Below are 22,916 nucleotides of genomic sequence, written 5' to 3'. Positions count from 1 at the left end.
TTGCCGGTGCAGCGCCTGCGGCAGCCCGTTGAACTGCGGGCCTCTGCTCACCGAATTCCGGAACGGCCCCGAGCAACCCCGGATGAGCCACCGCCAGGTGATCACGTCGGAGCGCCCGGACCAGCTGACCGGATGCAGTCCGTACATCCTTCGGGGATTGCGGATCAAGTCTTAGTCCGCCGATCCCAGTACCACGGGCGGCGAACTCGGCGGGACCGCGCGGACGATGGTGATCACGCGGTCCGTCAGCTGGAGGGGGCTCGCGTGCGGATCGTCGTACGGGAGCAGGCGGTGGCCGCGCAGGACGCTGACGACCAGGTCGTCGGTGTCCCGGACCGATTTGCCGACCTCCGCGCGGTTCACCGGACGCTCGATCAGATCGAGTCCGCTGCCCTGCTGGATGAGGTTTTCCATCACGGTGCCCGCGCTCGGGCTGAGCACCGAGAGCCCGAGCAGCCGGCCCGCCGCGCTCGCGCTGGTGATGACCGCGTCCGCGCCCGACTGCTTCAGCAGCGGTGCGTTCTCCTCTTCCCGGACGGCCGCCACGATCTTCGCGCCGCGGTTGAGCTGGCGGGCGGTCAGGGTGACCAGGACCGCCGTGTCGTCGCGCTGGGTGGCGATGACGATCTGACGGGCCTTCTGGATCTCGGCGCGCAGCAGGACTTCGGAACGCGTGGCATCGCCGACGACCCCGGTGAATCCCTCCGCGTTGGCGATGTCGATCACCTTGGCGCTCGGGTCGACGATGACGACCTGCTCCTTGCTGAGGCCGGTGGCCAGCAGGGTCTGGAGGGCGGAGCGGCCCTTCGTGCCGAAGCCGACGACGACCGTGTGCTCACGCAAGTTCTTCCTCCAGCGGCTGAGCCGCCACTCTTCCCTGGTGCGTTCGGTGAGGACTTCCAGGGTGGTGCCGACCAGGATGATCAGGAACAGCACGCGCAGCGGGGTGATCAGCAGGATGTTGACCAGCCGCGCGCTGTCGCTGTACGGGACGATGTCGCCGTAGCCGGTCGTCGACAGGGTGACGGTCGCGTAGTAGACGCAGTCGAGGAAGTCGAGCTTCTCGTTGGCGTTGTCGTGGTAGCCGTCGCGGTCGATCCACACGATCAGGACCGTCAGGAACATCACGAACAGCGCCATCAGCAGGCGCCGGGAGACCTGGCGGAGCGGTTTCTCGACGATGCGCTTGGGCAGTTTGATGCGGCGCGAGACGAGTTTCTCGTCGGCGCCGCGTGCCATCGCGTCGGATCCGTGAAGTTTCACGTGAAACATCCCCCCGAGGCCCACGGGAGATCGATGATCTCCAACTCCTGTCCGGAACGCGCCCCGTTCGGGGGTACGACGGCCAGCGCGTCCGCGGCGGCCACGCCGCGCAGCATCGCGGGTCCGTTGTAGCGCAGCGGTACGGCGTGGTCCTCGGTCAGCAGGACCGGTACGAGCCGGGTGTCGTGCGGGTGGCCCGGTACGTCGCCCTCCACCGGCACCACGTACCGGGGGCGCGGACGCCGTCCGGCGAGGGCGCGCAGCAGCGGCTCGGCGAGGGTGAGCAGCCCGGAGACGGCGGCCAGCGGGTTGCCGGGCAGGCCCACCAGGTGGCGGCCGTCCGGGTGCTCGCCCAGGCGGGCCAGCAGCATCGGGTGCCCGGGGCGTACGGCGACCCCGTCGACGAGCAGTTCGGCGCCGGCCTTGGCGAGCACGGGGTGGACGTGGTCGACGGGGCCGGAGGCGGTGCCGCCGGTGGTGATGACCACGTCGGCGGCGGAGCCGGTGACGGCCGCCAGCAGCGCTTCGGCGCCGGCCGGGTCGTCGCCGAGCCGCCGGACGGCGATGACCTCGGCGCCGAGCCGGGTCAGCCATGGGCCCAGCATCGGGCTCAGGGCGTCACGGATGAGGCCGTCGTGCGGGGGGCCCTCGGTGAGCAGTTCGTCGCCGAGGACCAGGATCTCCACGCGCGGCCGGGGGCGGGTGGTGAGCTCGTCGTACCCGGCGGCCGCCGCGAGGCCGAGGACGGCCGGGGTCACGAGGGACCCGGCGGGCAGCAACAGGTCGCCGGAGCGGCACTCCTGGCCGCGCGGGCGGATGTCCTGGCCGGTGGCGACGGGCCGTTCGGCGTACAGCAGGGTGCCGGCCTCGCGGGAGTGCTCGCTGCGGATCACGGCGGTGGTGTCCGCGGGGATCCGTGCGCCGGTGGCGATCCGTACGGCCTCGCCGTCCGCGAGGGGTGCGGGGCGGTCGCTCCCGGCCAAGGCGCTCTCGCCGGGGCGGATGGTCCAGGGGCCGGGCCCGGCGACGGCCCAGCCGTCCATGGCGGAGGTGTCGAAGGACGGCAGGTCGCCCAGGGCGTCGAGGGGTAGGGCCAGCACCTCGCCGAGGGCGGCCGCCAGGGGGACCCGGTGGGTACGGCCGCGGACGGCCGAACCGGCGCGGGTCGCGGTCTCCCGGGCCCGGAGCCAGGTCGCGGCGCGGTGGCCGCCGCCGCTACCGCCGCCGCTGGTGGCTTCGGCGCGGGGGTCGCGGCTGACCAGCGCGAGGGCCTGGTCGAGGGCGCGGTCGGCGTCGGTGCCGGGGCCGGTGCCGGGGTCGGCGGTCATTCGGAGCCGGTCGCTTCGGGACCGGTGGCCTCGGCTTCCGCGGCCCAGCGCAGGGCCAGCTCGGCGGCCTTGCGGGAGGCCTCGGCCACGGCCTGCGCGGGGTCGGCGCCGGTGGCTTCGGCGTGGGCGGCCGCGTAGCCGACGAGGAAGGTCGTCAGCGGGGCGGCGGGCCGGGCGACGCCGTGCGCGGCGTCACGGGCGAGGTCGAGCAGGGTCTTGGTGTCGACGGCGACGTCGATGCCCAGCTCGTTCTTGACGGCGGTGATCCATTGCTCCAGCACGGTTCCATGCTCTCTGATTCGGGCGCGGGCGGCGGCGAGATCGTCCCAGGTGTCGCAGTCGAAGGAGGCGAGTGGCGCGGCCGCGGTGACCGGGGCGAGGTCGAGTTCGGCGGTGAGGGCGCGCAGGGGGAGGCCGTGCACGGAGCCGTGTTCGGTGGCCAGCAGGGCGATTTCCCTGCGCAGGGGCTCGGCGCGGTACGCGGCGACCAGGGGCTGGTCGCGGCCGTCCGGGTCCCGGAGCAGGGCTCCTTCCCGGGCGGGGTGCTCGGGCGCGTCGAGGGCCTCGAGTAGGGAGTGGACCGTTTGCCGGTCCAGGAACGGCAGATCGGCGGAGAGTACGAGGACCAGCGGGGCGGTGGTGTGCCGCAGCCCGGCGTCCAGCGCGGCGAGGGGGCCGCCGCCGGGGGGGTCCTCCCGGGCCCAGTGCACGGGCCGGGCCGTCGGCCTGCGGCCGGCTACGACGACGGTGGTGGCGGCGTCTGCGCAGGCGTCCAGGACGCGGTCGAGGAGGGGGCGGCCGCCGACCAGGAGGCCGGGCTTGTCGGCTCCGCCCAGTCGGCTTGCGGCGCCGCCGGCCAGGACGATGGCGTCGTAGGTCATTCCCCGAGTATGAGGGGGGTTGGGGGCGGATGGGCTTCGGCGTTTACCGGGTTCTTAACCCGCTGGCCCGCGGCCCGGCCGCGGGTGCTCCGCGAGGCGGGGCGAAGCCCCCGCAGCCACTCTGGCCGCTACGCGGGGCGAGGCCCCCGCAGCCACTCTTGCCGCTGCGCGGGGCGAAGTCCCCTACCCGCCCTTCGCCCGTTCCCCGGGCTCTGCCCGGACCCCGGTCCTCAAACGCCGGACGGGCTGGTGGGGGGTACCGGGCTGCGCCCGGACCCCCTGGGGCTCCGCCCCGGACCCCGCGCCTCAAACGCCGGCGGGGCTGGGGGATGCCACCGGGCGCTGCCCGGACCCCGGTCCTCAAGCGCCGGACGGGCTGGAGGGGGTGCCGGGCTGTGCCCGGACCCCCTGGGGCTCCGCCCCGGACCCCGGTCCTCAGACGCCGGACGGCTGGATGTGCGGGCGGGCTGGAAGGCCCCGGGCCCCGGTCCGCGAGAGCCGCACGGCTGGGTGTGGCCGGCGCAGGTTTGGGCGTGCGGGTCATGTCAGTGCACGTGCAGGGCACACCGGCCACAATCCAGCCTCGCCGGCGTTTGAGGCGCGGGGGTCCGGGGGCTGGTCCCCGGCAACGGCGCCGCAGGTTCGGCATGGTGCCGCTGGTTCCGCGCGGCCCCGCTGGTTCCGGAACGGTGTCGCAGGTTGTGCGTGGCGTCGGGCGGGTGGCGCATGGGGGCGGGGCCGCCCCGGGGATGGGGGCGGCCCCGGAAGGGTGGGTGGGGTGGGGGGTTAGAGGTAGGGGCCCGAGCGGATGGCGCCGTGGGGGCCGTCCTCGTCGTCCTCGTGGGAGGAGCCCGGCGGGAGGGCGCGGCGCATCTGTTCCAGCTGGGCCCGCGCCGCCATCTGCTGCGCGAACAGGGCCGTCTGGATGCCGTGGAACAGGCCTTCCAGCCAGCCCACCAACTGGGCTTGGGCGATGCGCAGTTCCGCTTCGGAGGGGATGGCCTCTTCCGTGAAGGGGAGGGAGAGCCGTTCCAGTTCCTCCACCAGCTCGGGAGCCAGGCCGTCTTCCAGTTCCTTCACCGACGCTGCGTGAATGTCCTTGAGACGGACCCGGCTGGCCTCGTCCAGAGGTGCGGCGCGTACCTCTTCCAGGAGTTGCTTGATCATGCTGCCGATCCGCATGACCTTGGCGGGCTGTTCGACCATCTCCGTCACCGGGACCTCGCGCGACTCGTCATCGGCGCCGCCGACCGGCATCCCGTCCTGCCCCACGATCAGGCCGTGCGGGGGGCTGTCCTGCGACCGTTCACTCCTCGGCATCTCCATGCCGTCATTCTCTCGCACACCTTCGTATTCACACGGTGTGCCCCCGCACGGGCGTGATCCACCCTGTGCGGGGGCACCAACTGGGGTACCAATTGGGACAGCAACGGGGACAGCAGCGGGCGCCGGAGCGTCAGACCTCGCGGCGGGCCAGTGCTCCGCTCGAACGGGTGACCAGGGCCGCCAGCAGCGCCGCGCCCACCGGGACCACGATCAGCAGCCCGCCCAGCGTGGTCCACGGCACCGCGATCGGGATGTAGGGGACGGCCTCGGAGGCCGCCTCGTAGCCGTTCTCGATGCCCGAGCGGACCAGGTCGGCCGCCGCACGCTGCTCGGTGAGCCGGAGCCCGACCGCGGGCAGGATGCCCGCCGCCGAGCCGAGGAGCACGCCCATCAGGGCGACCACCCCGCACTGGAAGCCGCTGAGCGTGCGCCGCACCCGCGGGGGTGCGCCGACCGCCGCCAGGGTCTTCAGGTCGCCCTCGGCGTCCGCCTGGGCCAGTCCGGTGGCGATGCCGGCCGCGCCGATGGTGACCAGGCCCGCGAAGATGGTCAGGACGAGCATGGCCAGGCTGTCGTCGCCCTCGTAGCCCTTCTCGATCCGTACGCTCGTGTCCAGGCCCAGCTTGTCCAGGGCCCCGTCGAGCCGCTGGCGCTGCTCGGAGCTCGCGTCTCCGTCGAGGGTGAAGTACGAGCCGAAGGGGACGCTGGTGATGCCGGCGCTCTTCGCGGCCGAGGGCGGCAGCACCAGAGCCAGGCCGTAGCCCTTCGTCGAGTCGGGCACCTGGTACGCGGCGAAGACCTTGTCCTTGCCGGGCGGCGGCTCATCGGGAGCGGAGCCGGGGGCGGGCTCGCCCCGGCCCGTGATCAGCCGGACGGTGACCTTGTCGTCGCGCACGTTCTGCTTCTTGAAGGAGACGGCCTTGCCCGCCTTCAGCGCGGCCGCGGCGCCCGGATCCCCGACGCCCAGGACGGACATCAGCTTCTCGTCGGCGACGACCACGGAGTACTGGACGCCGAAGCGGTCGTACTGGCACCGCCAGTCGCTCCGCAGTTCCTTCCGCTCGGCCAGGGAGAACGACTCCGGTCCGTTCACGGCCGAGTAGAGGGGGCAGCGCTGCTCCTTCGGGATGATGACCTCGGCCTGCCCGCACTCCGCGTCGTCCCCGTACGGGGAGCAGCCCGGCTTGCCGACGACGAGGCGGTCCACGTCGGCCCGTACGGCCACCGGGAGTTCCTTCGACAGCGTCTCGCGCATCGCGGGCACGTCCCGGTACGCGGTGTACTCGTTGGTCTCGATCAGACCGGCGTCGTACGGGAGCTGGGCGACGTACTCGTGCCGGTACTGGATCTCCTTGCTGTGCTGGTACGTGGCCACGGCGACGGTCCCGGCGACAGCGGCCAGTACGGCGGCCACGGCGGGCGCGGTACGCCCCCGGTTGCGGACGGCGTCGCGCAGCGCGAGGCGGGGCGACAGCGGCAGCCACCGGCCGGCCCGGCCGAACAGGCCGACCAGGGTGGGGGTCAGGGCGACGACGCCGAGCTCGGCGATGGCGCTGCCGCCCGCGACGACGGTGACGCCCATCTTGGAGACGGAGCCGAACAGGGCGATGGCGGCGCCGGCCGCGATGGCGATCAGGCCGAGGACGGGCAGCACCCGGTTGGCCCGGCGCACGCCGCGGCGGCCGGTGAGCGAGGCCAGCACGGTCTGCCGGGAGGCGTTGACGGCGGGGACGATGGCGGCCAGCAGCCCGGTCAGGACGGCGAGCAGGCCGATGGCGAGGAGCTCCAGCGGGCGGACGTCGAAGCTGCCGAACCGCTTGCCGATCGTGTCCTCCAGGACCGGGCGGAGCCCGACGGTGAGGGCGATGCCGAGCGCGGTGCCGGTGACGGCTGCCGCGGCGCCGATGACGAGGCCGCCGGAGAGCACGATGGCCCGGATGTGCCGCCGGTCACCGCCGTTGGCGCCGACCAGGCCGAGCTGGCGGCGCGAGCGCCGGGCGCCGACCGCGAAGGCGGGTCCGGCCAGCAGGCAGATCTCCAGCATGGCGAGGCCGACGACGGTGGAGACGATGGCGAGTTCGGTGGCTCCGATGGTGGCACCGGGCCGCCACATGTCCCTGGGCTGCTCGGTGTAGAGCGGCACTTCGGAGTCGGCCGGCGGGTCGAGCAGCACGACGCGCGATTCGACGAGGAGGTGCTGCTTGGCGTTGGCCTCCTTGACCATGTTCCACGTGAAACCTTCGCCGCCGACCTTCACCAGGTACGCGTCCCGGGGTTCCAGCCCGTTGCCGCCGGCCGCCTTCCGGTCCCGGTCGAGCGGGGCCAGCAGGGTGCCCGGCAGGGCCAGGAGCTGGGAGTTGTGCAGGTTGTCGGGCAGCTCGTAGACACCGACGATCTTGTACGAGGTGGTCGACTCGCGCGGGGTCACGCTGGAGCCGAGGAAGTACCCGGACTCCTCCAGGAAGGCGCCGGTGGCGAGGATCTCGCCGGGAGCCTTCGGCAGCCGTCCGCGCTCCAGCGTCCACAGGCCCTTGACCAGCGGGCTCGCCGGGTCCACCTCGCGGAGCTCGGCATCCAGGATCCCGTGGCGGGTGCGGACCTTGGCGTAGGCGGTGCTGTCCTTGACGGACTGGGCTCCGGCCGGGAGTTCGGGCGCGGTGGCGGCCTCGTCCCGGCCGCCCGCGCTCGGTTCGTACTTGTCGAAGCCGCCGACCGGGGCGTAGCTCTGCGCGTCGGGGCTCTGGTAGATGGCCGCGCCCATGTGGGTCGAGGACACCTTGGCGTCCGCGGCGCCGAGCACCCGCCCGACGCGCTGCTCGGGGGAGAGCTCCGAGCTGCGCACGGTGAGGTCGACGGCGCTCACGCCGACGATCGGCAGGGCGATCATGGCCAGGACGAGGGCGCTGCGGCCCTTGGAGCGCCAGGCGTCGCGGCGGGCTATCCGGATCGCCGCGATCCAGGAGTGGTACGAGGAGATCACTGAGCGGCCGCCTGCCCGGAGAGCAGGGAGTCGGCCTGGCTGCGCAGGGTCTCGTCGACGACGCTGCCGTCGCGCAGGAAGACCACGCGGTCGGCCCACGCGGCGAAGCGCGGCTCGTGGGTGACCAGGATCCCGGCCGCGCCGGCGTCGCAGCGCGAGCGCAGCAGGGCGAGTACGGATTCGCCGGTCTCGGAGTCCAGGGCGCCGGTCGGCTCGTCGGCGAGGACGAGGCGGCGGTCGCCGACCAGTGCGCGGGCGATGGCCACGCGCTGCTGCTGGCCGCCGGACATCTCGTCGGGGAAGCGGTCGGCGAGCTGCCCGAGGTTCATCTCCTCCAGGGCAGCCAGCGCGGAGACGCGGGCCTTGCGGGCGGAGACGCCGTCGAGTTCGAGCGGCAGGGCGACGTTCTCGGCGGCGGTGAGCGCCGGGATCAGGTTGTAGTCCTGGAAGACGTACCCGATGCTGCGGCGGCGCAGGGCGGCCAGCTGCTTGCGGCTCGCGGTGGTGATGTCGGTGCCCTCGACGATCACCTTGCCGCTGCTCGGGGTGTCGAGTCCGCCGGCGAGGGTCAGCAGCGTGGACTTGCCGGACCCGGAGGGGCCCATGACGGCGACGAGTTCGCCGGGGTACACGGAGAGGTCGATCCCGCGCAGGGCGTGCACCTCGGTGGCGCCGCTGCCGTGGATGCGGACGAGCTGGTCCAGCTGCAATACGGGCTGGTCGGGCATGAAGGGTTCCCCCCTGGGACGTGGAGCGGTGGTTCAGACCCGCCGCGTACGGGCGGTACGGGAAAGAGACCGGTCGGTGGTCGTGGGCTTGGGCGTGGGCGTGGTGGGGACGGTGGTGCCCTCGGGTGGTTCGGCCTCGGCCGGCGCGCGCTCCCCGCGCGCGGACAGCCGTACGAGCCGGGACTCGCAGTGGTCGAGCCAGCGGGCCTCGGCCTCGGTCTGGAAGATCAGCTGTTCCAGGACCAGCAGCCAGGCGATGTCGTCGCGCTCGCTGCCGCGCCCGCTCTCGATGGCGGCGAGCGCCTGCGCCTTGAGCCGGGTGTAGTCCTGCATGGCCTGGACGGTGGCGTGCCGCTGGGCCTGGATGACGGCGCGGATGTCCACACCGGGCGCGCCGACGGCCATGGCGAGCTTGATGGCGAGCTCGTCCCGGGGCGGGTTGGCCCGGTCGACGGGACGCTCGTACCACTCGCGCAGTTCGCCCCGCCCGGTCTCGGTGATGGCGTACAGGGTGTGCCCGGCCGTGTCCTCACCGCCGGGGGCGACGAGGCCGTCGCGCTCCAGGCGGGCGAGTGTGGTGTACACCTGCCCGACGTTGAGCGGCCAGGTGGAACCGGTGCGGGACTCGAATTCGGTGCGCAGCTGGGAGCCGTACCGGGGGCCCCGTTCCAGCAGGGCGAGGAGGCCATGGCGGATCGACATACTCAGTATGTATACCGAGTATGTGCCGCTCCGCAACCATCCTGGGGCCTACGCCGCAAGGGGGACCCGGGGCGGGAGCGGGGGGCGGGGCCGGGGCTACATGCCCCGGCGCAGCCGCATTCCCATGAATCCGAGACCCAGTCCCATCAGGGCGAATCCCGTTCCGAGCGGCAGTATGTGCGCGGCCAGATCGGCGGCCCGCTCGTTCGGCTCGGTGCCGAGCGCGCCGACCACCGGGGCCTCGGAGGGGGTCGCGGGAACCGCCGGGACCTGCTCGGTGCGCGGACGCGCCGGGACGGGACGCGCGGCGAGCACGGTCTCGGGATTGGCGGGCTCGCCCACCGGCCGCCCGGGCCGCTCCCGCCCGGCCCCGGCGGAACTTCCGGCGAGGTCCTCGAAGGCCCGGTCCGCCGCGTCGGCCACGTCCGCATCCGCGGGTGCGGCGGCGGCGACGGAAGCGGCAGAAGCGGCGGCGACGGAACCGGGGGCGACGGCGGAACCGGGGGTGAAGACGTAAGCGGAGGCGAGCGGAAGGTCGCGGGCGAAGGTCGAAGCGGAAGCCGAAGCGGAGGCCGGGGCGGACGCGGAGGCCGCCGCGTGTGCGGGCGCCGTGATCAGCAGCGTGGCGGTCGCCAACGCTGCCCCGGCGGTCCAGCGCAGCGCGCGGGCGTAGGTCACGGACTCAGATTTACATAACCGGACAAAACCGGCATCCCGGACAGGTCGTTCGGGATGCCGGCCCGCTCAGAAGGTCGGATTCTTCACGGATCCGGACCCGCACAGGCTCCGGTAGCCGGCGTCGTTGAACGCCGCGACCTCCACGCCGACCCGGTCGATCCCGCGCTTGTCCTGGAGGGTGGTCTCCCAGGTCTGGCTCTTGCCGGCCCCGCGCTTGTTGAAGCGCCAGGGCCATTCGTGCGAGCCGCCCTGGTGGTCCAGCGTGTAGAGGTGGACCCCCGCGACGCGGGCGTCGTCCGCGGTGTCCACGGACGTGAGCTTGATGTGGATGAGGGTGGAGCGGTTCAGCCAGGTCCAGTCGGCGCTGCCGTAGGCGCCGGTGGTCTCGCAGCTGGACGAGGCGCCGGCCGCCGAGGCGGGCGCGACGGCGAGCGCGCCCACCGCCAGTGCGGCGGCGGTGAGGACGCGTACGAGGTTGCGCGCGGGGTGGTGCAAGAGGACTCCCGGAGGTGCGGCGGGTGTGTCCTGCGCGTATGTATCAGAACCGCCGCCCGACGGGCGAACCCCGCTTCACTCCTCCGTGGCGCACCCCTCAGTGCCGGACCACTCCCCGATCACTCCGGGTTGCCGGTCGAGATGTACAGGGTGAAGGTGGTGTCCTTCGGGTCGATCGCGTCGCCGCCGGCGGGGTACTGCTCCACGACGGTCCCCTCGCCGTAGACCGCCTCGTCCCTGGGCTTCGGGTCGTACTTCCAGCCGCCGGCCCGGATGCACGCCTTCACCGAGACCTCGTTGATGTACCGGAAGTCCGGCGCCACCACCTTGGTCGCGTCGGTGTCCTTCCGGGGCTCCTTGCACTTGGACTCTTCGATCGTCCGCGAGAGGTCCGGCCCCTTGTGCCCGGCCTTCGCCGGGGCGGACGCCGAAGTGGAGGCGCTCGGGTTGGTCGGCCCGCCCTTGTCCTTGTCGTCTCCGCCCAGGTCCAGCGCGGCGATCAGCCCGCCGATGGCCACCAGTGCCACGACGACGGCCCCCACCACGACCGGGGTGTTCTTCTTCTTCCCGCCGACACCGCCGACACCGCCGACACCGCCGACACCCCCGACACCGCCGGCCCCGCCCGAGGCCGGACCCTGCCCGCCCTGCGCCGAGACCGCGTACGGCGGCGGCGTCGCGGCCGAGTACGGCGCCGGGGTCGGCGCCTGCTGGTGCATCGGCTGGTGCAGGGGCTGCTGCTGCGGGTACCCGTACGCCCCGGACTGCGGTCCCGGCGGCGGCGTCGGCGCGTACGCGGACGGCACCGGGGTGTGCGGCGCCTGGTACGGCTGCTGCACCGAGTGCGGCGGGGCCTGCAGGGCGGAGTCCACCGGCGGGAACACGGCCGAGCCGAGCCCGGCGCCGCTGTTCGTCGGGTGCGCGCCCGGGACGATGACCGGTGCCCCGGTGTGCCCGGCGCCCGCCACCCGCGCGACCTCGTCGAGCATGGCGGCGGCGGTGGGGAAACGCTCGTTCGGGTTCTTCTTCAGGGCCCGCGCCACCAGCGCGTCCATCGCCGGGGTGACCGAGCGGTTGATGGAGGAGGGCGCGACCGGCTCCTCCTGCACGTGCGCGTACGCCATGCCCAGGGCCGAGTCGGCGGCGAAGGGGACCCGCCCGGTCAGCAGCTCGAAGAGCATGATGCCCACCGAGTACAGGTCGGAGCGGGCGTCCACGGCCCGCCCGAGCGCCTGCTCGGGGGAGAGGTACTGCGGGGTGCCGACGACCATGCCGGTCTGCGTCATGGAGGTGACCCCCGACTGCATGGCCCGCGCGATGCCGAAGTCCATGACCTTCACCACTCCGCGCCGCGTCATCATGACGTTGCCCGGCTTGATGTCGCGGTGGACCAGCCCCATCTCGTGGCTGCTCTCCAGAGCCGCCAGCACGTCGGCCGTCACCTTCAGGGCCTTGTCGGCCGGCATGGCCCCGTACTGCCTGATGTCGCCGTCCAGGACGGAGCCGAGCGGCTGCCCCTCGACGTACTCCATGACGATGTACGGCATGACGGCGCCGTCGGCCATCGAGGGGTTCGCGAAGGAGACGACGCCCTCACCGGTGTCGAAGACCGAGACGATGTTGGTGTGCGACAGTTTCGCTACAGCCTGAGCCTCGCGGCGGAAGCGTTCGCGGAAGGACTGCTCGCGCCCGAGCTCGCTGTGCAGGGTCTTGATGGCGACCTGACGGTCGAGCGCCGAGTCGTAGGCGAGGTAAACGGAGGCCATGCCTCCCTCGCCGAGCAAGTCCCTTAGCTGGTAACGGCCACCGGCCAGAGAGCCGCCCGCGTACTGGCCCTGAGTGCCGTCCTGGCTCATGACTGTTGCTTCCCCTCGGGATGTGTCCCCACGCCTCTGGCCGGGCGCATGTCGGCCTCAGTCTGCCGGAGGGCAAGCACACGTCAAGCCAGGTTCCCGTTCCGTGACCACAAGGCCACAGGGGGTCCACAGGCGGGCCGAGGCGCGTGCTTGTCCGAACGGTGAGCGGTTCTGAGGCTGTAGCGTTCGTCGGAGCACACGACGAGGACCTACCGCTGAGCGGCGGCCGAGACAGACGACGGTGAGGACTGATGGCACCCGAACCCGAGGGGAGCGGCGCCGGGATGGCGGAAGGTCCCGAGCACTGGGGCGCGGGCGGCCTGGTGGGTGACGGCCGTTACCGGCTGACCCACCGTCTGGGCCGAGGCGGCATGGCCGAGGTCTTCGCCGCGGAGGACGTCCGGCTGGGCCGGACCGTCGCCGTCAAACTGCTGCGCCCGGATCTGGCCGAGGACCCGGTGTCCAAGGCCCGCTTCACGCGCGAGGCACAGTCGGTCGCCGGCCTGAACCACCATGCCGTGGTCGCCGTGTACGACTCGGGTGAGGACCGTGTCGGGCCGAACGTCGTCCCCTACATCGTCATGGAACTGGTCGAGGGCCGCACCATCCGCGACCTGCTGATCAGTGCCGAGGCCCCGGGCCCCGACCAGGCGCTGATCATCACCTCCGGCGTGCTCGAAGCGCTCGCGTACTCGCACCAGCACGGCATCGTGCACCGTGACATCAAGCCCGCCAACGTGATCATCACGGATACCGGCGCGGTCAAGGTGATGGACTTCGGCATCGCGCGTGCCCTGCACGGCGCGCAGTCGACGATGACCCAGACCGGCATGGTCATGGGCACGCCGCAGTACCTCTCGCCCGAACAGGCCCTCGGCAAGGCCGTGGACCACCGCTCCGACCTGTACGCGACGGGCTGCCTGCTCTACGAACTCCTCTCGCTGCGGCCCCCGTTCACCGGGGAGACCCCGCTGTCGGTGGTCTACCAGCACGTGCAGGACGCGCCGATCCCGCCCTCGCAGCTGCCGGAGGGCGGCAACATCCCGCAGGAGCTCGACGGGCTCGTCATGCGCTCCCTCGCGAAAGACCCGGACGACCGGTTCCAGAGCGCCGAGGAGATGCGCGGGCTGGTCCAGTACGCCCTGCAGATGCTGCACGACCAGGGGCCCAACACCGGCACCTGGAACACCGGCCCGGTCACCATGGCGCTGCCGCACGGCCGCGGCCCCGCGCAGACCACGGCGATGGCGACGCCCGGCCAGGGCCAGCCCCCGTACGGCTCGCACTCCAACACCTCGCAGTTCCAGCAGCCGATGGTGCCGCCGCTGAACCCGGACGACGGCTCCGCCTACCCCGGCGGGGGCGGGAACCACGGCGGGAACGGCGGGAACGGCGGGTACAACGGCTCCGGCGGCTACGACGGGTACGACGACCGCTCCGGCGGTGGCGGCAACTGGAAGCTGTGGCTGTTCGCGGTCCTCGCCGTCCTGGCGGTCGCGGGCGGTGTGGCGTACGCGGTCAACGGCCTCGGCGACAAGAAGGAACCCAGTACGAGCGTGACCCCGCCGGCGTCTTCCGCGTCTTCCTCGGCCGGTACGACGCCGGAGGCCTCGACGCCGGAGACCTCGACGTCCAAGTCGGCGCCGGAGAGCTCGTACTCCTACACGCCGCCCCCGAGCCGCAGCAAGACCCCGACGCCGAGCTACTCGTACTCGCCGACGCCGACGCCCACTCCGACGCCCACCCCGACGCCGACGCCCACCCCGACGCCCACGCCGAGCCCGTCGAAGCCGACGCCGCCGACGCAGAGTCCGTCGAAGTCGCCGCCCGAGGACGGCGGGGTCGGGGAGCCCGGCGAGTAGTAGCCCTGAGTCATGAAGAACGGCCCGGCGGTCCCTCTCGAGGAGGTGGCCGCCGGGCCGTTCTTCATGGGACCAAAGTCCCAAGGGGGTTGCTCAGAGCGCGTGCTGGTACTGCCGGTCCAGATTGCCCGCGAGGGTGTGGACCGTGACGAGGTGCGGCTCGATCCGCATGTAGACGGGGTCGAAGACCGCGCCGTCCACGAAGTGCGGACCGGGGCCGAACAGTTCCAGTTCGGCGGTGGTGGGTTCGACCAGGTTCGCGGTGCCGGTGAACTGCACCGACCACAACTGGGACTCGCCGGAATTGAAGTTGTCGGCTCCGTACGAGACCACGCTGCCGTTGCAGGCTTGGTGATATCCGAAACCGGCGTGCATTCTCAGGACGACCTTGCCGTTCACCACGATGTGGCGCGCGACGGCGAGGAAGGGCAGCGCGCGCATGCTGGTGGCGGCTCGGCCGTACGGCACGCGGCGCAGCAGTTCGATTGCGTGGAGTTCCTCTGGGGACATGTCATCCACTGTCCGGTACCGACACCGTGCCGGAAAAGAGGAGCCCGCCCCGCACATCGGGGACGTTGGTCCCGAATTAAACAGCGCGCCCCGTGGAATCGTGCGACCACGGGGCGTAACGCTGTGTAGCGAATGCGGGGCGTGCGGGCGGTTAGCGCCCCTTCTCGGCCTGCAGGCGGGCCACGTACGCGGCGGCCTGGGACCGGCGCTCCATGCCGAGCTTGGACAGCAGGCTGGAGACGTAGTTCTTGATGGTCTTCTCGGCCAGGTGCAGCCGCTCGCCGATCACGCGGTTCGTCAGGCCCTCGCCGATGAGGTCGAGGATCTTGCGCTCCTGGTCGGTGAGGTTGGAGAGCCGGTCGTCGCCCTTGCCGTTCTTGCCGTCGCGCAGCCGCTCCAGCACCCGGGCCGTGGCGACGGGGTCCAGCAGGGACTTGCCGGCCGCCACGTCACGCACCGCGTTGAGCAGCTCGTTCCCGCGGATCGCCTTGAGCACGTAGCCCGAGGCGCCGGCCATGATCGCGTCGAACAGTGCTTCGTCATCGGCGAACGAGGTGAGCATCAGGCACTTGATGTCCTCGTTCTGGGAGCGCACCTCGCGGCACACCTCCACACCACTGCCGTCGGGCAGCCGGACGTCGAGGACGGCCACGTCGGGGCGGGTGGCGGGGATGCGGACCAGCGCGTCGGCGGCCGTACCGGCCTCACCCACGACCTCGATGTCCGATTCCATCGACAACAGCTCGTGAACACCCCTACGCACCACTTCGTGGTCGTCCAGGAGGAATACCTTGATTTTTCCGTTTTCGCGCACGAACTCAGTTTCACACACTCACCCCTTCCCTGCCGGAGACGAGCGGGATAACGTGCCGTTGTTCCGGCCCCCTGCAAGGCTGTGACCAGTGGTTGTTCCCGGTTCCGCCGATTTACTTGGAAATCCAAGCAAAATCGCAGGTCAAACGGGGTTTCGCAGTTATGCGACGCACTGGGTAACGTGCATTGCGCAGGGCACTCGCCGGGGCACCTGTCACGCCTGAATCCCAGACCCGAAGCGCACCCACCCCGTGCGCGGGCAGAGATCCAGGTGAGCCGCACTGGTCCCCGGAGAACCCGGGTGCCGGACCGACGGAGGAGCAATCGTGACCGTGGAGAGCACTGCCGCGCGCAAGCCGCGCCGCAGCGGCACCAAGCGGCCGGCCGGCGCGGCAAACGCCGCCAAGCCCGCCGCTGCCACCGCGAAGACGCATGACGCCGAGCCTCAGCTGGTACAGCTGCTGACGCCCGAGGGGGTGCGCGTCGACGTCGCGGAGAATCCGGACGTCGCGGAATTCGCGCCCTTCGTCGCCGACATCACCACCGATGACCTGCGCGGTCTCTACCGCGACATGGTCATGACCCGCCGTTTCGACGGCGAGGCGACCGCCCTCCAGCGCCAGGGCGAGCTGGGCCTGTGGGCCTCGCTCCTCGGCCAGGAGGCCGCCCAGATCGGCTCCGGCCGGGCCCTGCGCGACGACGACTACGTCTTCCCGACGTACCGCGAGCACGGTGTCGCCTGGTGCCGCGGGGTCGACCCGACCAATCTCCTCGGCATGTTCCGCGGTGTGAACCACGGTGGCTGGGACCCGACCACCAACAACTTCCACCTGTACACGATCGTCATCGGCTCCCAGACGCTGCACGCGACCGGGTACGCGATGGGCGTGGCCAAGGACGGCGCCGACTCGGCCGTCATCGCCTACTTCGGCGACGGCGCGTCCAGCCAGGGCGACGTGGCGGAGGCCTTCACCTTCTCGGCGGTCTACAACTCGCCCGTGGTGTTCTTCTGCCAGAACAACCAGTGGGCCATCTCCGAGCCCACCGAGCGCCAGATGCGCGTGCCGCTCTACCAGCGCGCGCAGGGCTTCGGCTTCCCGGGCGTCCGGGTGGACGGCAACGACGTACTGGCCTGCCTCGCGGTGACCCGCTGGGCACTGGAGCGGGCCCGCCGGGGAGAGGGGCCCACCCTGGTGGAGGCCTTCACGTACCGGATGGGTGCGCACACCACCTCCGACGACCCGACGAAGTACCGGCGCGACGAGGAGACGGCGGCCTGGGAGGCCAAGGACCCGATCCTGCGCCTGAAGGCCCACCTGCTGGCCACCGGAGGCGCCGACGAGGCGTACTTCGAGCAGCTTGAGGTGGAGAGCGAGGCGCTCGGCAAGCGGGTGCGCGAGGTCGTGCGCTCGATGCCCGACCCCGACACGATGGCGATCTTCGAGAACGTCTACGCGGACGGGCACGCGCTCGTCGACGAGGAGCGCGCGCAGTTCGCCGCCTACCTCGCGTCCTTCGAAGGCGGGGAGTGACCGTCATGGCCGTACAGAAGCTCACCATCGCGAAGGCGCTCAACGACTCCCTGCGCAAGGCCCTGGAAGAGGACCCCAAGGTCCTGATCATGGGCGAGGACGTCGGCAAGCTCGGCGGCGTCTTCCGCATCACCGACGGACTGCAGAAGGACTTCGGCGAGGAGCGGGTCATCGACACCCCGCTCGCCGAGTCCGGCATCGTCGGCACCGCGATCGGCCTGGCCCTGCGCGGGTACCGGCCGGTCGTGGAGATCCAGTTCGACGGGTTCGTCTTCCCGGCGTACGACCAGATCGTCACGCAGCTCGCGAAGATGCACGCGCGGTCGCTCGGCACGATCAAGATGCCGGTCGTCATCCGTATCCCCTACGCGGGCGGCATCGGCGCGGTCGAGCACCACTCGGAGTCCCCGGAGGCGCTGTTCGCGCACGTCCCCGGCCTGAAGGTGGTCTCGCCGTCCAACGCGAGCGACGCCTACTGGATGCTCCAGCAGGCCATCCTCAGCGACGACCCGGTGATCTTCTTCGAGCCGAAGCGCCGCTACTGGGACAAGGGAGAGGTCGACGTCGAGGCCATCCCCGACGCGCTGCACGGCTCGCGGGTGGCCCGTACGGGTACCGACATCACCCTGGCGGCCTACGGGCCCATGGTGAAGGTCTGCCTGGAGGCCGCCGCGGCCGCCGCCGAGGAGGGCAAGTCGGTGGAGGTCGTCGACCTGCGCTCGATGTCCCCGGTCGACTTCGACGGGATCCAGGCGTCGGTGGAGAAGACCCGCCGGCTCGTGGTGGTCCACGAGGCGCCGGTGTTCCTCGGTGTGGGTTCGGAGATCGCCGCTCGCATCACGGAGCGGTGCTTCTACCAACTGGAGGCGCCCGTGCTGCGCGTCGGCGGCTACCACGCCCCGTACCCGCCGGCCCGCCTGGAGGACGAGTACCTGCCGGGCCTGGACAGGGTGCTCGACGCAGTCGACCGCTCGCTGGCGTACTGAGGAGAGCCCTGCGATGACGATCCGCGAATTCAAGATGCCCGATGTGGGCGAGGGCCTCACCGAGGCCGAGATCCTCAAGTGGTACGTCCAGCCGGGTGACACCGTCACCGACGGCCAGGTCGTCTGCGAGGTGGAGACGGCGAAGGCGGCCGTCGAGCTGCCGATCCCCTTCGACGGGGTCGTGCACGCGCTCCTCTTCGAGGAGGGCGTCACGGTCGATGTCGGCCAGGTCATCATCTCGGTCCAGACGGCCCCCGGCGAGGAGGCTCCGGCAGCGGCCGAGGCCGTCGCCGCCGCTCCGGCCGCCGCCGAGGCGGAGCCCGAGGCCCCGGCGGCCCGCCAGCCCGTCCTGGTCGGCTACGGAGTCTCCACCGCCTCTACGAAGCGCCGCCCGCGCAAGGCTGCGCCGCAGCCCGCGGTCGCCGCGCAGAACGGCACGGGCGTGGCCCAGGCGGCCCCGGCGGCCAAGGCCGCCCCGGCCGTCGTGGTCCCGGCGCAGACCGGCGCGGACAAGGCGCTGGCGAAGCCGCCGGTGCGCAAGCTCGCCAAGGACCTCGGCATCGACCTGGCGGCGGTGATCCCCACCGGCGACGGCGGGGTCGTGACCCGCGAGGACGTGCACGCGGCGGCCGCGGCGGCGATCGCCCCGCAGACCGTGGCTCCGGTTCCGGCTGCCGTAACGGCTCCGGATCCGGCGCAGGCTCCCGTACAGGCCCCGGCCGAGGTGCCCGTGGCCGGGTCCGCGACCGCCCGGGAGACCCGTATCCCGGTCAAGGGCGTCCGCAAGGTCACCGCCCAGGCCATGGTCGGCTCCGCCTTCACCGCGCCGCACGTCACCGAGTTCATCACCTTCGACGTGACCCGCACGATGAAGCTGGTCCAGGAGCTCAAGGAGGACCCGGACCTCGCGGGGCTCCGGATCAACCCGCTGCTCCTGATCGCCAAGGCCGTCCTCGTGGCGATCCGCCGCAACCCGGACGTCAACGCGTCCTGGGACGAGGCGGCCCAGGAGATCGTGCTCAAGCACTACGTCAACCTGGGCATCGCGGCGGCCACCCCCCGCGGGCTGATCGTCCCGAACATCAAGGACGCCCACGCCAAGACGCTCGGCGAGCTGTCGCAGGCCCTGTCCGGGCTGGTCGCCACGGCCCGCGAGGGCAAGACCTCCCCGGCCGACATGCAGCACGGCACGATCACCATCACCAACGTCGGCGTCTTCGGCGTCGACACCGGTACGCCCATCCTGAACCCCGGAGAGTCCGCGATCCTCGCGGTCGGCGCGATCAAGCTCCAGCCGTGGGTCCACAAGGGCAAGGTCAAGGCCCGCCACGTCACCACGCTGGCGCTGTCCTTCGACCACCGCCTCGTCGACGGCGAACTCGGCTCCCGCTTCCTCGCGGACATCGCCGCCGTCCTGGAGCACCCCCGCCGTCTGATCACCTGGTCCTGACGGCCCGGCGGACCGGCCTCCGGGAATTCCACCCGGAGGCCGGAAATCCGTACCAAACTGCCCCTGACGTGCAGAAAGTCTTTGAAGAACGTCTCCGTCCGGTGTGATCATCGGCCCATGCACTTCCGCGCTGCCACCGCAGACCCCACCGACCTGGACCGCGCCCTCGCCTACCCGGCCGACGGCCCCGTCCCCGCCCTCACCCCCGAGAAGATCCGCGAAGAGCTCGCCGCGGGCCGGATGCGCCCCGAGTGGACCTGGATCGCCGAGGACGAGAACGGCGAGGTCCTGGCCCGCGCCCTGTGGTGGGGCCGCGCCGACAGCGAGCGCCCGATCGCGCTCGACTGCCTCCAGGTACGGAGCACCGCGGCGGACCCGGCCGCCGTCGCCGCCGGGCTGCTCGCCGCCGGGCACGAGGCCTTCGGTACGTTCCCCGACTACAACATCTCGCTGCCGCGCGACTGGCGCACCTCCCCCGACGGCCTGGCCGACGCGGTCGCCTGGCGCCGGAAGGCGGCTGCCTCCTCCGGCCTGGTCCGCGAGATCGAGCGGCTCCGCTTCGAGTGGACCCCGGCCGCCGCAACCGCCGGGCCCACCGGCCGGCTGGTCTTCCGCGAAGGCACCGACGAGGAGTTCCTCGACGCCTTCGTCCGCCTCTCGTCCGGCAGCCTGGACCTGCACACCCAGAACGAGCTGCGCACCATCGACGCCGAGGAACTGGCGCGCGACGACATCGAGTTCTACACCGACTGCCCGGGCGAGCGCTCCTGGTGGCGCCTGGCCCACCTGCCCGACGGCACGCTCGCCGGAATGGCGATCCCCTCCGCGACCCCGTACCACCGCAACGTCGGCTACCTCGGCGTCGTCCCCGAACAGCGCGGCCAGGGCCTGATCGACGAGATCCTCGCCGAGATCACCCGCTTCCACGCCTCCGAGGGAGCCGACCGCATCACCGCCACCACGGACACCGTGAACGCCCCGATGGCAGCCGCCTTCACCCGCGCCGGGTACGAGGTCACGGAGATCCGCCTGGTCCTGGAGGCGGCCCAGGGGGCCTGAACGCGAGGGTTCCGGGAACCGCGGGCCACGGCGGGCTACTGATCACGGGCCACGGGCCGCGGGCGAGGATGGAGCCATGCTGCACGAGATCGATGACATCGAGGCCGAGCGGTCCAGGCTGTCGCACCGGCCGGTATTCGATTCCGCGCCACCCGTCCTCGCCCGCATGGACCTCGTCGTGGACGGGCACCCGGTGCGGTTCGCGAGCAGGCTGCGGGAGGTCCTGGACGCCGCCCTGCACATCGCCGCCACGGAGTCCTTCGACGGAGACGACGACCTGCCCGTCGACACCGTGCCCGGCTGGTTCGCCGGCGTCTGCCGGGGCGGCGGCCTCCCGGAGCCTTTCGCGGCCCGCGGGCGCGACGGGTACGCGGTGCGGACCGGCGGCTCGCCCTGGGACCTGCAGAACTGGCTCTCGCGCTTCGACCCCGACCTGGAGGTCAGGGGCTGGTCCTGGTGGGACCTGACGGCCTCGCCCTCGGGGGACGGGGTCCTGCGGCTCTGGGTGGACACCTGGGGCGAGCCCTCCTTCGCCTGGGAGGAGCTGAGGTGGCTCGCGTACACGGCCGGAGCGCGCTGGGTGCTGGATCCGGTGGTCGAGAAGCGGGAGGTCTGGGCGGGCGCGGCTTCCGTGGCCGAGGACGACGGGACCGGGCTGGTCTTCGACTGGTCCCCCGGCGACACCACCGTCCGCTGGAGCGGCCCCGCCGGGGACGTCGAGAAGGCGTACGCGCTGCCGCCGCGCTCCGTCCTGTCCTGGCAGGAAGGCGGCCACAGCGTGGTGCTCGTCGTGGAGGCGCTGGACTGCGCGCCCTTCACCCCGTCGGACAACGCGGTGGTCTACGGGGCCGACGGCTCGGAGCGGCTGCGGCTGCGCCCGCCGCGCGAGCTGACGTACGAGGCGAGCGACATGCACGGCTTCTACGATGCCTTCGCGCAGGGCGGGCGGCCGCTCCTGATCATGGTCACGCGCAACGCCGGTGATTTCCACGGCCGCATCGACCTGGAGACCGGGGAGATCGTCGACACCAACACCTGGCGCTGACCTGCCCGGCTGCACGCGGCCCGGGACGTCTTGTGGCATGCGCAGGCCCGCCGGAGCCGGAAGTGACTGCGCACGCGGGCTCCCGGGGGTACCCTCCCCGCCGGGAGAGGGGTGGGACCGGGTGTCCTTCGCGGAGTTGCAGGTGTGTGCCGTCGAGGCGGCCGACGTCACGGGTGGCGTGTGCGTGGTGCGGTGCATCGGCGGTGTGGCGCGGTCCGGGCAGGTGTTCGCGGCCGGCGGGCTGCGGACCAGGCTGCGGGGGATCGAGCGGTACGGGCGCACGGTCGGGTCCTTCGACGCGGGGCACGTGGCGAAGGTGCGGCTCACGGGGCCCGTGGTCGCGCTGCTCGCCAGCGGGCAGGTGCTGACGTACGTACCGCCGGACGGGCACGCGCTGGCCGACCTGGAGGATTGGCTGGCCACGGAGCCCCCGTTGCTGGAGGAGCCGCATTCGGAGACGCTGCGGTGCCTGGCCACGGTCTCGATGCAGAACGAGGAGCTGCCCGAGGGGGTGCGGCTGCGCTGGGCCCGGGTCGCGCTGGCCGCCCTCGACCGGCTGGGCCGGCCGGAGGAACGGCCGTACGTACACGCCTACTTGATCCGGTACCTCGGGCCGGGCGAGGACGGGGATCCCGACCGGGACCCCGCCGCCCTGTGCCGGGACGTGCTGGCCCGCTTCGAGCTGACCCCGGCGCAGGCGGCCGCGCAGGCCCGGGTCTGGCGGGACCTGCCGCGCCCCGACATCCTCCGGCTGCGCCGCATCAAGAACCTGCTCGGCTGCACGGAACCGGCCCGGCCGTACCTCGCGGCGACCGACCCCCTGGCGGCGGCGGTGGACGCCTGGGCGGCGGTGCGGCCGGGGCTTCCGTAGGGCGTGGCTTCCGTAGGACGTGGTGCGCGGTCGGCTTCAGCGCGGTGGGCTTCAGCGCGCCGCGCTGCCGAGCACCTTGGCCGGGGTGAGGCGGATGACGACCCGGACGTCCTCGGCCGGGGCGTTCGCATACTCCGCGCCCGCGCCCGGTCCCTCGTACTCCTCCGCGAGGCGGACGGCGACGGCCCGGCCGGTGTCCTCGGTGATGGTGGCGGTGCCGCGGATCTCGGCGTAGAGGTCGGTGTTGGCCAGGTCGAAGACGGTGAGGCCGATCCGGGCGTCCCGTACGACGTTGCGCTCCTTGCGGCGGCCGCGCACGGTGGAGATCAGGATCTCGTCGCCGTCCCGGGTCACCCACACCACCGAACTCTGCGGACTGCCATCGGGGTTGAGGGTGGCGAGCACCGCGGGGTGCGGGGCGTCGAGGAGCTTTCGGACGGTGTCGTTGAGCACAAGAGTCATGGGGGAACGGTAATCGGGGCGCCCGCCCGCCCCCTAGCGACTTTTGCGCGGGTGCGGCGACTGGGGCAGGTCGGCCGGCCCGGCTCCCG

At 72.3% G+C, this 22,916-nt stretch carries 20 protein-coding genes; 7 read left to right on the top strand and 13 right to left on the bottom strand.

The annotated features are described in order from the left end of the window. Positions 1 to 171 precede the first annotated feature (171 nt). The 10 genes from MTF69_RS04895 to MTF69_RS04850 all read right to left on the bottom strand — a co-directional run bounded on the left by MTF69_RS04895 (position 172) and on the right by MTF69_RS04850 (position 12,237). A complete protein-coding gene (locus tag MTF69_RS04895) occupies positions 172 to 1,272 on the bottom strand; it encodes a TrkA family potassium uptake protein (RefSeq protein WP_243331004.1) in 1,101 nt (366 codons plus the stop codon). After that, positions 1,260 to 2,591: a molybdopterin molybdotransferase MoeA gene (locus MTF69_RS04890; RefSeq protein ID WP_243331002.1), complete on the bottom strand. Its 1,332-nt coding sequence runs from the start codon at positions 2,589 to 2,591 to the stop codon at positions 1,260 to 1,262. The genes MTF69_RS04895 and MTF69_RS04890 overlap by 13 nt, the downstream gene beginning before the upstream one ends. Beyond that, on the bottom strand, positions 2,588 to 3,472 hold the full coding sequence (locus tag MTF69_RS04885) for an NTP transferase domain-containing protein (RefSeq protein ID WP_243331001.1): 885 nt from the start codon (positions 3,470 to 3,472) through the stop codon (positions 2,588 to 2,590). Before MTF69_RS04885 ends, MTF69_RS04890 begins: the two co-directional genes overlap by 4 nt. Before the next feature lie 786 nt (positions 3,473 to 4,258). After that, positions 4,259 to 4,798: a bacterial proteasome activator family protein gene (locus MTF69_RS04880; protein ID WP_243330999.1), complete on the bottom strand. Its 540-nt coding sequence runs from the start codon at positions 4,796 to 4,798 to the stop codon at positions 4,259 to 4,261. A 130-nt stretch (positions 4,799 to 4,928) separates the two neighbouring features. Next, positions 4,929 to 7,778: an ABC transporter permease gene (locus MTF69_RS04875; RefSeq protein WP_243330997.1), complete on the bottom strand. Its 2,850-nt coding sequence runs from the start codon at positions 7,776 to 7,778 to the stop codon at positions 4,929 to 4,931. Then, a complete protein-coding gene (locus tag MTF69_RS04870; protein WP_243330995.1) occupies positions 7,775 to 8,506 on the bottom strand; it encodes an ABC transporter ATP-binding protein in 732 nt (243 codons plus the stop codon). Before MTF69_RS04870 ends, MTF69_RS04875 begins: the two co-directional genes overlap by 4 nt. Positions 8,507 to 8,539: 33 nt before the next feature. Then, the gene (locus tag MTF69_RS04865; protein WP_243330994.1) at positions 8,540 to 9,208 is read right to left on the bottom strand and encodes a PadR family transcriptional regulator; all 669 of its coding nucleotides are present in this window, start codon (positions 9,206 to 9,208) and stop codon (positions 8,540 to 8,542) included. Positions 9,209 to 9,304: 96 nt separating this feature from the next. Beyond that, a complete protein-coding gene (locus MTF69_RS04860; protein WP_243330993.1) occupies positions 9,305 to 9,886 on the bottom strand; it encodes a hypothetical protein in 582 nt (193 codons plus the stop codon). 66 nt (positions 9,887 to 9,952) lie between these two features. Then, on the bottom strand, positions 9,953 to 10,381 hold the full coding sequence (locus tag MTF69_RS04855) for a hypothetical protein (RefSeq protein WP_243330992.1): 429 nt from the start codon (positions 10,379 to 10,381) through the stop codon (positions 9,953 to 9,955). A gap of 119 nt (positions 10,382 to 10,500) precedes the next feature. Further along, positions 10,501 to 12,237: a Stk1 family PASTA domain-containing Ser/Thr kinase gene (locus tag MTF69_RS04850; RefSeq protein ID WP_243330991.1), complete on the bottom strand. Its 1,737-nt coding sequence runs from the start codon at positions 12,235 to 12,237 to the stop codon at positions 10,501 to 10,503. A gap of 251 nt (positions 12,238 to 12,488) precedes the next feature. Between MTF69_RS04850 and MTF69_RS04845 the strand changes: the two genes are divergently transcribed. Next, entirely contained in the window at positions 12,489 to 14,099 is a 1,611-nt protein-coding gene (locus MTF69_RS04845; protein WP_243330990.1) for a protein kinase, read from the top strand. Positions 14,100 to 14,192: 93 nt separating this feature from the next. On the opposite strand, the gene MTF69_RS04840 is transcribed toward MTF69_RS04845, so the two are convergent. Together MTF69_RS04840 and MTF69_RS04835 are read right to left on the bottom strand one after the other, a co-directional pair. After that, positions 14,193 to 14,609 (bottom strand): pyridoxamine 5'-phosphate oxidase family protein, encoded by a 417-nt coding sequence (locus MTF69_RS04840; protein ID WP_243330989.1) that lies wholly within the window; start codon positions 14,607 to 14,609, stop codon positions 14,193 to 14,195. 151 nt (positions 14,610 to 14,760) lie between these two features. Then, positions 14,761 to 15,423, bottom strand: a complete 663-nt coding sequence (locus tag MTF69_RS04835) for a response regulator transcription factor (protein WP_243330988.1) — start codon at positions 15,421 to 15,423, stop codon at positions 14,761 to 14,763. Between the two features lie 325 nt (positions 15,424 to 15,748). On the opposite strand from MTF69_RS04835, the gene pdhA reads away from it, so the two are divergent. From pdhA to MTF69_RS04805, 6 genes are all read left to right on the top strand, one after another. After that, complete coding sequence (pdhA, locus tag MTF69_RS04830) at positions 15,749 to 16,954, top strand: pyruvate dehydrogenase (acetyl-transferring) E1 component subunit alpha (RefSeq protein WP_243330987.1); 1,206 nt, start codon at positions 15,749 to 15,751, stop codon at positions 16,952 to 16,954. Positions 16,955 to 16,959: 5 nt separating this feature from the next. Continuing rightward, complete coding sequence (locus MTF69_RS04825) at positions 16,960 to 17,940, top strand: alpha-ketoacid dehydrogenase subunit beta (RefSeq protein WP_243330984.1); 981 nt, start codon at positions 16,960 to 16,962, stop codon at positions 17,938 to 17,940. Positions 17,941 to 17,953: 13 nt separating this feature from the next. Next, a complete protein-coding gene (locus MTF69_RS04820; protein ID WP_243330982.1) occupies positions 17,954 to 19,390 on the top strand; it encodes a dihydrolipoamide acetyltransferase family protein in 1,437 nt (478 codons plus the stop codon). Between the two features lie 117 nt (positions 19,391 to 19,507). Next, positions 19,508 to 20,449 carry a GNAT family N-acetyltransferase gene (locus tag MTF69_RS04815; RefSeq protein ID WP_243330980.1) on the top strand — a complete coding sequence of 314 codons (942 nt, stop codon included), beginning with the start codon at positions 19,508 to 19,510 and terminating at the stop codon, positions 20,447 to 20,449. A gap of 76 nt (positions 20,450 to 20,525) precedes the next feature. Continuing rightward, complete coding sequence (locus MTF69_RS04810) at positions 20,526 to 21,494, top strand: hypothetical protein (RefSeq protein WP_243330978.1); 969 nt, start codon at positions 20,526 to 20,528, stop codon at positions 21,492 to 21,494. Positions 21,495 to 21,615: 121 nt separating this feature from the next. Then, entirely contained in the window at positions 21,616 to 22,365 is a 750-nt protein-coding gene (locus tag MTF69_RS04805; protein ID WP_243330976.1) for a hypothetical protein, read from the top strand. A gap of 51 nt (positions 22,366 to 22,416) precedes the next feature. On the opposite strand, the gene MTF69_RS04800 is transcribed toward MTF69_RS04805, so the two are convergent. Then, the gene (locus MTF69_RS04800) at positions 22,417 to 22,827 is read right to left on the bottom strand and encodes a PPOX class F420-dependent oxidoreductase (protein ID WP_243330974.1); all 411 of its coding nucleotides are present in this window, start codon (positions 22,825 to 22,827) and stop codon (positions 22,417 to 22,419) included. Positions 22,828 to 22,916 lie beyond the last annotated feature (89 nt).

This window comes from Streptomyces sp. AP-93 (assembly GCF_022808175.1).
In the GTDB taxonomy this organism is placed as follows: Bacteria; Actinomycetota; Actinomycetes; order Streptomycetales; family Streptomycetaceae; genus Streptomyces.
The sequence above is the reverse complement of the archived record's forward strand: the minus strand, read 5'-3'. Positions and strand labels throughout refer to the sequence as shown.

Excerpts from the sequence above, each read along its gene's own strand:
- MTF69_RS04820 (WP_243330982.1), top strand. The coding sequence starts at position 17,954 with ATGACGATCCGCGAATTCAAGATGCCCGATGTGGGCGAGGGCCTCACC.
- MTF69_RS04895 (WP_243331004.1), bottom strand. The coding sequence starts at position 1,272 with ATGTTTCACGTGAAACTTCACGGATCCGACGCGATGGCACGCGGCGCC.
- MTF69_RS04800 (WP_243330974.1), bottom strand. The coding sequence starts at position 22,827 with ATGACTCTTGTGCTCAACGACACCGTCCGAAAGCTCCTCGACGCCCCG.
- MTF69_RS04880 (WP_243330999.1), bottom strand. The coding sequence starts at position 4,798 with ATGGAGATGCCGAGGAGTGAACGGTCGCAGGACAGCCCCCCGCACGGC.
- MTF69_RS04825 (WP_243330984.1), top strand. The coding sequence starts at position 16,960 with ATGGCCGTACAGAAGCTCACCATCGCGAAGGCGCTCAACGACTCCCTG.
- MTF69_RS04870 (WP_243330995.1), bottom strand. The coding sequence starts at position 8,506 with ATGCCCGACCAGCCCGTATTGCAGCTGGACCAGCTCGTCCGCATCCAC.
- MTF69_RS04840 (WP_243330989.1), bottom strand. The coding sequence starts at position 14,609 with ATGTCCCCAGAGGAACTCCACGCAATCGAACTGCTGCGCCGCGTGCCG.
- MTF69_RS04885 (WP_243331001.1), bottom strand. The coding sequence starts at position 3,472 with ATGACCTACGACGCCATCGTCCTGGCCGGCGGCGCCGCAAGCCGACTG.
- MTF69_RS04810 (WP_243330978.1), top strand. The coding sequence starts at position 20,526 with ATGCTGCACGAGATCGATGACATCGAGGCCGAGCGGTCCAGGCTGTCG.
- MTF69_RS04845 (WP_243330990.1), top strand. The coding sequence starts at position 12,489 with ATGGCACCCGAACCCGAGGGGAGCGGCGCCGGGATGGCGGAAGGTCCC.
- MTF69_RS04850 (WP_243330991.1), bottom strand. The coding sequence starts at position 12,237 with ATGAGCCAGGACGGCACTCAGGGCCAGTACGCGGGCGGCTCTCTGGCC.
- MTF69_RS04815 (WP_243330980.1), top strand. The coding sequence starts at position 19,508 with ATGCACTTCCGCGCTGCCACCGCAGACCCCACCGACCTGGACCGCGCC.
- MTF69_RS04890 (WP_243331002.1), bottom strand. The coding sequence starts at position 2,591 with ATGACCGCCGACCCCGGCACCGGCCCCGGCACCGACGCCGACCGCGCC.
- MTF69_RS04865 (WP_243330994.1), bottom strand. The coding sequence starts at position 9,208 with ATGTCGATCCGCCATGGCCTCCTCGCCCTGCTGGAACGGGGCCCCCGG.